Annotated in this window: 12 protein-coding genes; 8 read left to right on the top strand and 4 right to left on the bottom strand. The window is 73.7% G+C overall.

Annotation, left to right across the window (positions count from 1 at the left end; all coding sequences use genetic code 11):
- The first annotated feature begins 195 nt into the window (after positions 1–195).
- Genes FH608_RS38000 through FH608_RS37975 form a run of 6 tightly spaced genes read left to right on the top strand, consistent with a single transcriptional unit; the run spans position 196 to position 6419 of the window.
- Positions 196–2946: a Na+/H+ antiporter subunit A gene (locus tag FH608_RS38000; RefSeq protein ID WP_139635235.1), complete on the top strand. Its 2751-nt coding sequence runs from the start codon at positions 196–198 to the stop codon at positions 2944–2946.
- Entirely contained in the window at positions 2943–3767 is an 825-nt protein-coding gene (locus tag FH608_RS37995; protein ID WP_139635234.1) for a Na(+)/H(+) antiporter subunit C, read from the top strand. The genes FH608_RS38000 and FH608_RS37995 overlap by 4 nt, the downstream gene beginning before the upstream one ends.
- A gap of 4 nt (positions 3768–3771) precedes the next feature.
- The gene (locus FH608_RS37990; protein ID WP_139635233.1) at positions 3772–5322 is read left to right on the top strand and encodes a Na+/H+ antiporter subunit D; all 1551 of its coding nucleotides are present in this window, start codon (positions 3772–3774) and stop codon (positions 5320–5322) included.
- The gene (locus FH608_RS37985; protein ID WP_139635335.1) at positions 5322–5822 is read left to right on the top strand and encodes a Na+/H+ antiporter subunit E; all 501 of its coding nucleotides are present in this window, start codon (positions 5322–5324) and stop codon (positions 5820–5822) included. The genes FH608_RS37990 and FH608_RS37985 overlap by 1 nt, the downstream gene beginning before the upstream one ends.
- A gap of 22 nt (positions 5823–5844) precedes the next feature.
- Complete coding sequence (locus tag FH608_RS37980; protein WP_193318852.1) at positions 5845–6105, top strand: monovalent cation/H+ antiporter complex subunit F; 261 nt, start codon at positions 5845–5847, stop codon at positions 6103–6105.
- On the top strand, positions 6102–6419 hold the full coding sequence (locus FH608_RS37975) for a cation:proton antiporter (RefSeq protein ID WP_139635232.1): 318 nt from the start codon (positions 6102–6104) through the stop codon (positions 6417–6419). The genes FH608_RS37980 and FH608_RS37975 overlap by 4 nt, the downstream gene beginning before the upstream one ends.
- On the opposite strand, the gene FH608_RS37970 is transcribed toward FH608_RS37975, so the two are convergent.
- The 4 genes from FH608_RS37970 to FH608_RS37955 are packed head-to-tail and all read right to left on the bottom strand — an operon-like array spanning position 6368 to position 10416.
- Positions 6368–6889 carry a DUF6328 family protein gene (locus FH608_RS37970; protein ID WP_139635231.1) on the bottom strand — a complete coding sequence of 174 codons (522 nt, stop codon included), beginning with the start codon at positions 6887–6889 and terminating at the stop codon, positions 6368–6370. The genes FH608_RS37975 and FH608_RS37970 overlap by 52 nt on opposite strands.
- 46 nt (positions 6890–6935) lie before the next feature.
- Positions 6936–8966 carry a xanthine dehydrogenase family protein molybdopterin-binding subunit gene (locus tag FH608_RS37965; RefSeq protein ID WP_139635230.1) on the bottom strand — a complete coding sequence of 677 codons (2031 nt, stop codon included), beginning with the start codon at positions 8964–8966 and terminating at the stop codon, positions 6936–6938.
- Complete coding sequence (locus tag FH608_RS37960) at positions 8963–9931, bottom strand: FAD binding domain-containing protein (protein WP_139635229.1); 969 nt, start codon at positions 9929–9931, stop codon at positions 8963–8965. The genes FH608_RS37965 and FH608_RS37960 overlap by 4 nt, the downstream gene beginning before the upstream one ends.
- Complete coding sequence (locus tag FH608_RS37955; protein ID WP_139635228.1) at positions 9928–10416, bottom strand: (2Fe-2S)-binding protein; 489 nt, start codon at positions 10414–10416, stop codon at positions 9928–9930. The genes FH608_RS37960 and FH608_RS37955 overlap by 4 nt, the downstream gene beginning before the upstream one ends.
- Before the next feature lie 108 nt (positions 10417–10524).
- On the opposite strand from FH608_RS37955, the gene FH608_RS37950 reads away from it, so the two are divergent.
- Entirely contained in the window at positions 10525–11685 is a 1161-nt protein-coding gene (locus tag FH608_RS37950) for an acetate/propionate family kinase (protein WP_139635227.1), read from the top strand.
- Entirely contained in the window at positions 11682–12989 is a 1308-nt protein-coding gene (locus tag FH608_RS37945) for an erythromycin esterase family protein (protein WP_139635226.1), read from the top strand. Before FH608_RS37950 ends, FH608_RS37945 begins: the two co-directional genes overlap by 4 nt.
- Positions 12990–12993: the final 4 nt, after the last annotated feature.

Below are 12993 nucleotides of genomic sequence, written 5' to 3'. Positions count from 1 at the left end.
GGTCCTGGTTTGCCCGCAGATCACGCGCGGACGGCGCGCGCATGGGAACGCGGGCGGGGATGGCACGCTTTAGTCCCACTCGCCGGTGTGGTGCTGGTGTCGTTCGGGTCAAAGCCCGGCCGTGCCTGCGCCGCGGCGGCGCTCTGACGGGAGAGATTGGGCGGACGTAGTCTGACATGCCCGCCCGGGGAGCCCATGGAGTCGCTGCTGATCCTGCACGCGGTGGCGGCGGTTTGCGCTCCCTGGCTGGTCAGACGCGCGTCCCTGGCGGTGCTGGCGCTGCCGCCCGCCGCGGCCTTCGCCGTGACGGTGCTGGGGCTGCTCCCCGGACGGTGGAGCACGGCCTGGGCTCCGGCGATCAACCTGGAGCTGGCCTTCCGCCTCGACGCCCTGGCCGTGCTCATGGCGTGCCTGGTGACCGGCGTGGGGGCGCTGGTCATGGTCTACAGCTCCCGCTACTTCGCGAGGGACGACGAGGGGAACGGCCGCTACGGCGGCTTCATGACCGCCTTCGCCGGGTCGATGCTGGGCCTGGTCACCGCCGACAACCTCCTCCTCCTGTACGTGTTCTGGGAGCTGACGACCGTCTTCTCCTACCTGCTCATCGGCTACGACCCGGAGAGCAGGCTGAGCCGGCAGGCGGCGATGAAGGCGCTGATGGTGACCACGTTCGGCGGCCTCGCCATGCTGGCCGGGTTCGTGCTGCTCGGGCAGGCCGCGGGCACGTACCGGATCTCCGAGATCGTCGCGCACCCGCCGCGCGCGGGCCTCGCCGCCGTCGTGCTGATCCTGGCGGGCGCGCTGACGAAGTCGGCGGTCGTCCCGTTCAGCACGTGGCTGCCGGCCGCGATGGCCGCCCCGACCCCGGTCTCCGCGTACCTGCACGCGGCCGCCATGGTGAAGGCGGGCGTGTACCTGCTGGCCCGGCTCGGCCCAGCGCTCGGGGACCAGGTGCCGTGGCGGGAGCTGGCCGCGCCGCTCGGCGTGGTGACGATGCTGCTGGCCGGGTGGCGGGCGCTGCGCGAGACGGATCTCAAGCGGCTGCTCGCGTACGGCACGGTCGCCCAGCTCGGCCTGCTGACGGTGCTGTTCGGCTCGGGGAACGGCGGCGCGGCGCTGGCCGGGGCGGGCATGCTGCTGGGGCACGCGCTGTTCAAGGCCGCGCTGTTCCTGGTGGTCGGCATCGTCGATCACGCGGCGGGCACCCGTGACCTGCGCGCGCTCAGCGGGGCCGGCCGGTCGATGCCGTGGGTGTGCGGGGTCGCGGTGCTGGCCGGGGCGTCGATGATGGGGCTGCCGCCGCTGGCGGGGTTCGCCGGCAAGGAGGCGGCGCTGGAGGCGCTGCTGGGCAGGCCGCTCGTGCTGGCGGGGGTGGTGGCGGGGTCGGCGTTCACGGCGGCGTACACGCTGCGCTTCCTGTGGGGCGCCTTCTGGGACAAGCCGGGGGTGGCGGCGCGGGAGACGCACCGGGTGCCCGCGGCCATGTTCGGGCCCGCGGCGCTGCTGTCGGTGCTGGGGCTGGCGCTGGCGCCGTTCGCGCCCTGGTACGACCACGCCATGTCCGGATATATCGGGACTTTTCGTGAGGTGGGGCCTGCCACGCATTTCGTCCTGTGGGGCGGCCTCACCCTGCCACTGCTGCTCTCGGCCGTCTCCCTGGTCGCCGGCGTGGCCCTGTTCCTGGCCAGGGAACCGGTGGCCCGGGCCGGCGCGGCGCTGCACCTGTTCGACTCCAGTCAGGTCTTCTGGACGCTCGTACGCCGCCTCGACCGCTTCGCCCTCCAGCTCACCGGCTTCGTCCAGCGCGGATCCGTACCCGACTACCTCATCCTCACCCTGCTCGCCGCGATCGGCGTCGGCGTCTTCTCCGTCGTCACCGGCGGCCCGCCGCGCCTGGACGTGCCGGTCGTCGCCTGGCAGCGGCCCGAGCAGGCCGTCGTCGCCGTGCTCATGATCGCGGCCGCCGCCCTGGCGCTGCTGGCCCGCGCGTACATCCTGCTCGCCCTGGTGATCGGCGTCACCGGCTACGGCACGGCGCTGCTGTTCCTCGCCCACGGCTCGCCCGACCTGGCGCTCACCCAGTTCCTGGCCGAGACGGTCGCCCTGGTCGTGTTCGCGCTGGTGCTGCGGCGGCTGCCGATCGGCCCGGTCAGGGGGCGGCTGCCGTTCTGGTTCAGGCTGGGCCTCGGGCTGGCCGTGGCCGCGGTGGTCACGGGCGCGGCCGTGCTCGCGATGGGCGCCAGGACCGCCCGGCCGGTCGGCGCGCTGATGGGGCCGGCCGCCGAGCAGGCCGGGGCCAGGAACATCGTCAGCGCCCTCATCCTCGACATCCGCGCCTGGGACACCCTGGGCGAGAGCACGGTGCTGGTCGTGCTGACCCTGGGCGTGACGAGCCTCGTGTTCCTGCGGCGCACGTCGTACCACATCGAGCCGAGCCCGCACGTGGCCGCGCGGCCGTCGCGCTGGCTGGCGGCCACGCTGCCGCGCGGGAAGCGGGCGCTGGCGTTCGAGGTGGTGGCCAGGCTGACGTTCCACACCGTGCTGGTGCTGTCGGTGTTCCTGCTGTTCATCGGGCACAGCGCGGTCGGCGGCGGCTTCGCGGGCGGCATCGTGGCCGGGATGGCGATCACCGTGCGCTACCTGGCGGGCGGGCGGAACGAGCTGGCCGCCGCCGTGCCGGTGCACGCGGGCGTGCTCATGGGCGCCGGGCTGACGCTGTCGACGGGCACGGCCCTGGTGGGCCTGCTGTTCGGGCGGGCGGCGCTGGACATGCTGGCCACGGACGTGAGCGTGCCGGTGCTGGGGCACGTGCACGTGAGCACGGGGCTCCTGTTCGACCTCGGCGTGTACGTCTCCGTGGTCGGCATGGTGCAGGACATCCTGCGCGGCCTCGGCGCCGAGCTGGACCACCAGATCGACGCGGAAGAGGCGGGGGAGGCCGCGTGACCGTCACCCTGCTGCCGTACGCCGCCTGCTTCGCGATGGTCGCCACCGGCGTCACGCTGCTGCTGGAGCGGAGCCTGGTACGCGCGCTGACCGGCGTCATCACCCTCGGCAACGGCGTGAACCTGCTGATCATCACCGCGGGCGGCGACCCGGGCGGCCCTCCCTACGTGGGCACGCCGGGGATCGCCGACCCGCTGCCGCAGGCCATGGTGCTGACCGCCATCGTGATCACCCTGGGGGTGACCGCGTACCTGCTGGCCCTGGTGCACCGGTCCTGGCAGCTGTCGGGCAGCGACGAGGTCCAGGACGACACCGAGGACCGGCGGGTGCGGCTGCGCGCGCGGCGCGGCGAGCTGAGCGACGCCGTGCGCGCCCGGCAGGACGACTACCGGCGCCTGCTGGCCGAGCAGCGGGCCGAGCTGGCGAGGATGGAGGCCGAGCAGGCCGAGCGGCAGCGGCTGCGGGAGGTGGACCTGGAGCGGCGCATCTTCCGGGTCCACACCGAGCTGGAGCAGTGGATGCGCGAGGGCCGCCGGCAGGGGCTGTCTGAGGAGGAGCTGCTGCGGCGCCTGGAGGACGCCGGGCTGCGGGAGGACGTGGCGCCCGCGGAGGGGGTCCCCGTGGACAACCTCCGGCGCCTGGAGGAGCTGCGGGAGCAGTACGAGCGGGGACGGGAGGAGCAGGCGGCCAGGGAGCGGGCGCTGCGCAGGCGGCTGAAGGCGCGCCAGCGGGAGGCGCGCAAGGAGATGCGGGCGGCCATCCGGGAGGAGCGGGAACGCCAGGCGCTCGCGCGCGACCCCGAGCTCGAAGGCGAGGACTGACCCCATGGAGGGTCTGGTGTGCGTGCCCGTGCTGCTCCCGCTGCTGGCCGCCGGGGTGAAGCTGGCGATCGGCGGGCGGCTGCGCCGCCTGCAGTCGGCCATCAGCCTGGTCGCCCTGGGCATCTCGGTGGCCGTGTCGGCGCTGCTGCTGGCGGCGGCCGACACGCGCGGCCCGCTGGTCACGGAGCTGGGCGGGTGGCCGGCGCCGATCGGGATCTGCCTGGTCGCCGACCGGCTCTCCACGCTGGTGCTGCTGGTGTCGTCGGCGGTGACGTTCTGCGTGATGGTCTACTCGGTGGCGAACGCCTACGCCGAGCAGGAGCACGACGCTCCCATGGCGATCTTCCACCCGGCGTTCCTCGTCATGGTGGCCGGGGTGGCGGACGCGTTCCTGTCGGGTGACCTGTTCAACCTGTTCGTGGCGTTCGAGCTGCTGCTGAGCGGCTCGTACGTGCTGCTCACGTTCGGCGGGACCGAGCCGCGGATCCGGGCGGGCGCCACGTACACGCTGATGGCGCTCGCCTCGTCGATGCTGTTCCTGATCGCCCTGGCCATCACCTACGCCGCCACGGGCACGCTGTCGCTGGCGCAGCTGGCGCAGCGGTTCGCCGGACTGCCCCTCCACGTGCAGTTCCTGGTCGAGCTGACGCTGCTGCTGGCCTTCGCGATCAAGGCGGCGATCTTCCCCGTGTCGGCCTGGCTGCCCGACTCCTACCCCACCGCGCCGGCCCCGGCGACGGCGGTGTTCGCCGGGCTGCTCACCAAGGTCGGCGTCTACTCGATCATCCGGCTGGAGGCGCTGCTCTTCCCGCGCGGGCCGGTGGCCACGCTGCTGATGTGGGTGGCGCTGGCGACGATGCTGGCGGGCGTGCTGGGGGCCGTGGCGCAGACCGACCTCAAGCGCATGCTCTCCTTCACGCTGGTCAGCCACATCGGGTACATGGTGTTCGGCGTCGCCCTGTCCACGGTGGCCGGGATGTCGGGGGCGATCTTCTACATGCTCCACCACATCACCGTGCAGACGAGCCTGTTCCTGGTGACGGGGCTGATCGAGCGGCGCACCGGCACGACGTCGGTGTCACGGCTGGGCGGCCTGATGACGTCCACGCCGCTGCTGGCCGTGCTGTTCTTCGTGCCCGCCATGAACCTGTCGGGCATCCCGCCCATGTCGGGCTTTCTGGGCAAGGTGCTGCTGGTGGAGGCGGGCCTCGCGGACGGCCGGCCGCTGCCCGCCGTGCTCGTGGCGGCCGGCCTGGTGACGAGCCTGCTCACGCTCTACGCCATCGCCAAGACGTGGGGCAAGGCGTTCTGGCGCGGGCCGCGCGCCGTCCGGGCGGGCACGGTCGTCGAGAGCGAGGAGGACACCGGCGAGGAGCCGACCGTCACGACCACCCTGCTCCCGCTGGCGCTGACGGCCTCGGTGGGGGCGCTCGTGGTGCTCGGGCTGGCGTTCACGGTGCTGGCCGGGCCGCTGTCGGCGCTGACGCACCGGGCCGCCGCCGAGCTGTGGGCCCGCGAGCCGTACGTCACGGCGGTGCTCGGGGGCGCGCCGTGATGCCGCGGCTGGCGCTGATCGCCTGGCTGGCGCTGGTGTGGGTGGCCTTGTGGGGCGACCTGACGGCCGCGAACGTGCTGGGCGGGCTGGCGACCGCGCTGGTGGTGACATGGCTGCTGCCGCTGCCCGTGCTGGACCCGGGGATCAGGGCCCGCCCGGTGGCGCTGGCGGTGTTCCTGTTCTGGTTCGGCAGGGACCTGGTGACCTCGACCGTGCGGGTGGTGCTCTGGATCGCGAGGTCCGGGACGCCGCCCACCCAGCTCGTCCGGGTACGGCTGCGCACGTCGTCGGAGTCGATGACCGTGATCATCATGGTGGCGCTGTCGACGGTGCCGGGCAGCCTCGTGCTGGAGTTCTACCCCGAGCGGCGCGAGCTGCTCCTGCACGTCCTGGGGCGGCCCGGCGACGTCGCCGAACCGGTGCGGGCGGACGTGGCCCGGCTGGAGTCGCGCATCGTGGCGGCGTTCGGCACGGCGCGGGACCGGGAGGAGCTGCGGTGAGCCGGGATCGGGAGGAGCTGCGGTGAACGCGGTGTATGTGGTGACGCTCGTCCTGCTCGGCTGCGGGGCCGCCGCCACCCTCTACCGGGTGGGGCGCGGGCCGACGATGCTGGACCGGGCGGTGGCGCTCGACGTGCTGACGGCGCTGTCGATGTGCGGCGTCGGGGCGTTCGCCGTGGTCAGGGACGACTACTCGGACCTGCCGATCCTGCTGGTGCTGTCGCTGCTGGGGTTCGTCGGATCGGTGTCGCTGGCCAGGTTCTTCTCGGGGCGGTCCCGGTGAGCGCGCTCGACGTGGCCGCCGGGGTCTGCCTGCTGCTGGGCGCGGCGATGGCGCTGTCGGCCGGGGCGGGCCTCGTACGGTTCCGCACCACGCTGGACCGGATGCACGCGGGCACCAAGCCGCAGGTGCTGGGCGTGCTGCTGGTGCTGCTGGCCATGTGGCTGCACCGGCCCACCTGGGCCAACGCCGGGCCGCTGCTGCTGGCGGGCGTCTCGCAGGTGATCACCGTGTCGGTGGCGGCGTACATGGTGGGGCGGGGCGCCTACTCGCGCGATCGCGCCGACGACGACACCGAGCTGCCGCCCGAGGACTGACCCGCCCCGTCCGACCGGTTGAGCGCCGCCTGGCCGAACCACGTCCAGAGGGCCAGCGCCGCCAGGATCGCCGCGGTGGTCCAGCCCAGCCCGGGGCCGAACAGGTAGTCGATCACGAGCATGGTGGCCGTGGCCATGGACAGCGCCAGCGCGAGCGCGCCCGCGATGCCGTAGAGGTTGGAGCGGCGTACCAGCGTCTCCTTGCGCCCCTGCCTGAACAGCACGCGGTGCTGCGCGGTCGGCGCGATGTAGAGGATCGACGCGACCGCGGCGCTGACCAGCGCCACGTAGAACAGCCACCGGTCGGGCAGGTCCAGCCGGGAGAACCCCTGCGAGAACGGCACGGTCAGCAGGAACGCGAACAGCACCTGCACCCCGGTCACCGCGACCCGCGCGCCCTGTAACAGCTCGACGAAGTTGCGGTCCGCCCGCTCCTGGTCCGACTCGTTCTGGCCCGACTCGTTCTGCACGTCGCCTCCCGCTCACGAGAGACTCCTTCTTCCTTGGCGGGGCGGGCTAAAACCTCAGGGCCAGGATCTTGGGCGGGGTGATCGGCAGATCGCGCACGCGGTGGCCGGTGGCGTGGTGGACGGCGTTGCCGATGGCGGCGGCGGTGCCCACGATGCCGATCTCACCGATGCCCTTGCTGCCCATGGGGTTGAGCTCGCCGTCGTCCTCGTCCAGCCAGACCGCCTCGACGTCCGGCAGGTCCGCGCAGGCCGGCACGTGGTACTGGGCCAGGTCGCGGCGGAGGAAGCCGCCGAACTCCTCGTCGGTCAGCGTCTCCTCCATCAGCGCCATGCCCGCCCCCATCGTCATGCCGCCGATGAACTGCGACCTGGCCAGCACCGGGTCCACGATGCGGCCCGCGGCGAACACGCCGAGCAGGCGCGACAGGCGTACCTCGCCGGTCACGGCGTTCACCCGCACCTCGGCGAACTGGGCGCCGAAGGCGTGCCTGGCCAGCCGGGCGTCCTGCTTGACCTCGTCGGTGGTGTCGGCGACGCCCTCGGTGCCGTTCACCTTGAGCGCCTCGCAGGCGCGCACGACCGCCGAGCCCCACGAGGCCGTGCCCATGGAGCCGCCCGCGACAGGGGCCTCCGGCAGGTCGCTGTCGCCCAGCTCGACGTGGACCCGGTCGGGCGCGACGCCCAGCGCGCCGGCGGCGATCGCGGTCAGCGCGGTGCGGGAGCCGGTGCCGATGTCGGCGGCGGCCACCTGCACGAGGAAGTCCCCCTCCCGCATCGTGACGCGGGCCCTCGAAGGGCGGCGGACCGCCGGGTAGGTGGAGGCGGCCACGCCGGTGCCGACCATCCACTCGCCCTCCCGCACGATCCCGGGCGCCGGGTCGCGGCGGTCCCAGCCGAAGCGGCGGGCGCCCTCGCGCAGGCAGGCCACCAGGTTGCGGGAGCTGAACGGCAGGCCGCTGTCCGGCGCGGTCTCCGGCTCGTTGCGGACGCGCAGCTCGATCGGGTCGATGCCGGCGGCGAAGGCCAGCTCGTCCATGGCGGACTCCAGCGCGTACATGCCGGGGCATTCGCCCGGGGCGCGCATCCACGACGGGGTGGCGACGTCCAGCCGGACGAGCCGGTGCGCGGTGCGCAGCGCGGGCGTGGCGTACATGACGCGGGCCGGGACCGCGGTCTGCTCGGCGAACTCCTCCAGCGTGGAGCTCTGCTCGTACGCCGTGTGGTCGAGCGCCGTGAGCCGGCCGTCGGAGTCGACGCCGAGCCGCAGCCGCTGGATCGTGGGCGTGCGGTAGCCGGTCACGTCGAACATCTGCTGCCTGGTCAGGGCGATCTTGACCGGGCGGCCGGCCGCCCTGGCGGCCAGGGCGGCCAGCACCGCCTGCGGCCTGGTCGTGCCCTTCGAGCCGAACCCGCCGCCGACGTGCCTGGACACCACGCGCACGTGCTCCTTGGGCAGGCCCAGCGTGCTCGCGATCATGTCGCGGCTCGACGAGGTGCCCTGCGCGGTGTCGTACACCAGCAGCCGGCCCTCCTCGTCCCACAGCGCCAGCGCGGCGTGCGGCTCCATCGGGTTGTTGTGCAGGACGGGCGTCGTGTACGTCACGTCGACGGTGGTCTCGGCCGCGTCCAGCCCGGCCTCGATGTCGCCCTTCTCGGTGTCGGACGGGAAGGCGGGGTTGACCACCTCGGGCCGGTACAGGCCCGGGTGGTCGGCGCGCAGGCTCACGTCGTGGACGTCCTGGTCGTACTCGACGACGATGGCGTCGGCGGCGGCGCGGGCGTTCTCGTACGTGTCGGCGACGGCGGCGGCGACGAGTTGGCCGCGGTAGGCGACGTCGCGGCTCTGGAACAGGGCCAGCTCGCCCTCGGCCTCCGTGGCCAGCCGGGGCGGGTCCTCGCACGACAGCACCGCCAGCACGCCGGGCATGGCGAGCGCCGCGGAGGCGTCGACGCGCCTGACGCGGCCCTTGGCGACCCGCGACTGCACGGGGTAGGCGTACGTGACGCCCTCGACCGGGTATTCGGCCGCGTACGTGGCCAGCCCGGTGACCTTGACGCGGCCTTCGACGCGGTTCACGATGCCAGCTCCTCCAGCGCGCGGACGATCAGGTTGCGGGCGAGGGGCACCTTGAAGGCGTTGCGCGGCAGCGCCCTGGCCTGCTCCAGCTCGGCCTCGGCTGCGGTGAGGAACGCCTCCCCCGTCGCGGGCCCGCCGACCAGCACCTGCTCGGCGCGCTCGGCCCGCCAGGGCGCGTGGGCGAGGCTTCCGAGCGCGATGCGGCAGCCGGCGACCGTACCGTCGCGCACGTCGAGGACGGCGGCGATGGACGCCAGCGCGAACGCGAACGAGGCCCGCTCGCGCACCTTGCGGTAGAGCGAGGCGCCCGGCGGTGGCGCGGGCAGCTCCACCCCGGTGATCAGGTCGCCCGGGTCGAGCACGGTGTCGCGCTCCGGCGCGTCTCCCGGCAGCCGGTGCAGCCCCGGCATGGGGATGATCTTGTCGCCGCCCGGCCCGGTGACGTGCACCTCGGCGTCCAGCGCGGCCAGGGCGACCGCCATGTCGGACGGGTGGGTGGCCACGCAGGCGTGCGAGGCGCCCAGGATCGCCAGGTTGGTGTGGTCGCCCTCGATGGCCGGGCAGCCCGAGCCGGGCTCGCGCTTGTTGCACGGCCTGGTCACGTCCTGGAAGTACGCGCAGCGGGTGCGCTGCAGCAGGTTGCCCGCGACGGTGGCCATGTTGCGCACCTGGCCGGACGCGCCCGCCAGCAGCGCCCGCGCCAGCATGGGGTAGCGAGAGCGGATCAGGGGATGGGCCGCCAGGTCGCTGTTGCGCACGGCCGCGCCGATCCTGACCCGGTCGCCCGCCTCCTCGACCGCGTCGAGCGGCAGCCGGCTGACGTCCACCAGGTGGTCGGGGCGGGCCACGCCGAGCCGCATGAGGTCCACCAGGTTGGTGCCGCCGCCGAGGTACATGGCGCCGGGCGCGAACTTGCGGACGGCGTCGGCCGGGCTCTCGGCGCGGGCGTACTCGAAGGTCTTCACGGCGCGACCTCGGCGATCGCGCTGACGATGTTGACGTACGCGCCGCACCGGCACAGGTTGCCGCTCATCCGTTCCCTGATCTCCTCCGGCGTCAGGTCGGGGTCGACGAGGATGTCGCCGGTGACGGCGCTCGGGCCCGGCTCGCCCAGCATCCCGGCCGCCGAGCAGAGCTGCCCCGGCGTGCAGTAGCCGCACTGGAAGGCGTCGTGCTCGATGAAGGCGGCCTGCAGCGGGTGGAGGTCGTCCCCCTGGGCCAGGCCCTCGACCGTGGTGATCTCCCGGCCGTCCATCGCCACCGCCAGCGCCAGGCAGGCGTTGGCCCGCCGCCCGTCGATCAGGACCGTGCACGCGCCGCACTGCCCGTGGTCGCAGCCCTTCTTCGCGCCGATCAGCCCGAGCCGCTCGCGCAGCAGGTCGAGCAGCGACGTCCGGGGGTCGACCGCCACCGTGCGTGACACGCCGTTCACCTTCAGGGTGATGTCCATGGCGCACGCCTACCCGAGCTCCAGACGAGGCAACCCCTGGCCGCGGTAAAGCGGGAGCCCCAGCGTTTCGTCCGTTTTGTGGCGATGTCGGGGGGTAGCCGAGCGGGCATGAACCGGGCGATCCACGAGCAGGCGATCGACGAGCAGGTGACGGAGTCGGCGGCGGTGCTCACCGTCAACGCGGGCTCGTCGAGCCTCCGCCTCGACCTCGTGGAGGGCGGCAGCGTGCTGGACAGCGCGCGCGCCGAACGGGCCATGGAGCCCGGCTCGGCCAGGGAGGAGCTGTCGGCGTTCCTCGGCGGGCACTTCGACCGCGACATCCGCGCCGTGGCGCACCGCCTGGTGCACGGCGGAGACCTCGTACGCGGCCCGGTCGTGGCCGACGACGAGACGGCGGCGGCGCTGCGCGACCTGACGAGCCTGGCCCCGCTGCACCTGCCGCCCGCGCTGGCGCTGCTGGAGGCCGCCCGCGCGGAGCTGCCCGCCGTACCACACGTGCTCTGTCCCGACACGGCCTTCCACGCCGGCCTGCCGGAGCCGGCCGCGCTCTACGCGCTGCCACGGCCCTGGCGCGAGCGCTTCGGCCTGCGCCGCTACGGCTTCCACGGCCTGTCGTACGCGTGGGCGGCCGACCGGGCGGCCGAGCTGATCGGCAAGCCGCTGGCCGACCTGGACCTCGTGCTGGCGCACCTGGGCGGCGGCTGCTCGGTGTGCGCGGTGTCGGGCGGGCGCAGCCTGGACACCTCGATGGGGTTCACGCCGCTGGACGGGCTGCCCATGAGCTCGCGCTCGGGCAGCGTGGATCCGGGGATGCTGGTGTGGCTGCTGTCCACGGGCCGCCTGACGCTGGAGGAGCTGTCCGACGGTCTGGAACGCCGCTCCGGCCTGCTCGGGCTCTCCGACGGCCTGTCGGGCGACACGCGCGACCTGGTGGCCGCCCAGGAGAAGGGGAACGCGGCGGCGGGGCTGGCGCTGGACGTGTTCGCGCACCGGGTCAGCAGGGAGATCGCCGCGGCGGCCACCTCGCTGGGGCGGATCGACGCGCTGGTCTTCACGGGGGAGATCGGCTGGGACCAGCCCGAGGTGCGCCACGCCGTCTGCGCCCGGCTGGGCCTGCTCGGCATCGAGCCTCCCGAGCTGGGCAACCGCCACGACGACGGCCCGGTCAGCGCGTACGACGCGGCCGTGCCCGTCATGGTGGTCCAGGTGCGCGAGGAGCTGCAGCTGGCCCGTGAATGCCTGCGGATGCTCGCGGAGGAGGACGCATGACGGTTCTCGACGAGGTGCGCCGGTCGGCCCTGCCGCTGACCGGCCCGGGGGACCTCGACCCGCTGCTCGACCGCGTGGGCGAGGCCAGATTCGTGCTGATCGGCGAGGCCAGCCACGGCACGCACGACTTCTACGCCTGGCGGGCGGAGCTGACCCGCCGGCTGATCGCCGAGAAGGGATTCGGGTTCGTCGGGGTCGAGGGCGACTGGCCCGACTGCGAACGGGTGCACCGGGCCGTGACCGGCGACACCGATCCCTTCGAGGCCCTGTACGCGTTCCGGCGCTGGCCGACGTTCATGTGGGCCAACCACGAGGTCGTGGAGTTCTGCCGGTGGCTGCGGCGCTGGAACGCAGGCTTCCCGCCGGACGAGCGCTGCGGCTTCCACGGCCTGGACGTATACAGCCTGTGGGAGTCGCTGCGCGCGGTGCGCCGCTACGCCGCCGCCCGACTGCCGCGCGAGATGGACCCGGTCATGGACGCCCTCTACTGCTTCGAGGCGTACGGCCACGACCCCCAGCAGTACGGCCTGGCCACCCGGCTGGTCCCGGAGACCTGCGAGGACGAGGTGATCGGCCTGCTCACCTCCATCCCGCAGGCCGCCCCCGGCGACGAGCCGGGCTTCAGCGCCCGGCAGAACGCCGAGGTCGTGGCCGGTGCCGAGCGCTACTACCGGGCCATGGTGCGCGGCGGCCCCGACTCCTGGAACGTCAGGGACGTGCACATGGCCGACACCCTCGCCCGGCTCTCCGCCTTCCACGGGCGCGGTCCCAGGCAGGATCCCGGGCAGGATCCCGGGCAGGGGGCGAAGGGTGTGGTGTGGGCGCACAACACGCACATCGGCGACGCCCGCGCCACCGACATGGCCGCCGCCGGCATGACCACCCTCGGGCAGCTCGTCCGGGAGCGGTACGGCTCCGACGCCGTGCTCGTGGGCTTCGGCAGCCATCACGGGTCCGTGGTGGCCGCCGACCGGTGGGGCGGGCAGCACCACGTCATGCGGGTGCCTCCCGCGCGGCCCGCGTCGCTGGAGGCGCTGCTGCACGAGGCCGTCGCCGAGCCGCAGGCCCTGTTCGTGGTCCCGGCCGAGGGGACCAGACCCGGCTTCTACGACGAGCCGATGGGGCACCGGGCGATCGGCGTGGTCTACAGCCCGGAGCGGGAGCGCTGGGGCAACTACGTGCCCACCGTCATGGGCCGCCGATACGACGCGTTCCTCTGGCTGAACGCGGCCAAGGCGGTGCATCCGCTGCACGGGGAGCCGTGGGGGGACGCCGAGCCGGAGACGTACCCGACCGCCATGTGACCGT

The sequence above is a fragment of the Nonomuraea phyllanthi genome (assembly GCF_006334985.2).
GTDB lineage: Bacteria > Actinomycetota > Actinomycetes > Streptosporangiales > Streptosporangiaceae > Nonomuraea > Nonomuraea phyllanthi.
The sequence above is the reverse complement of the archived record's forward strand: the minus strand, read 5'-3'. Positions and strand labels throughout refer to the sequence as shown.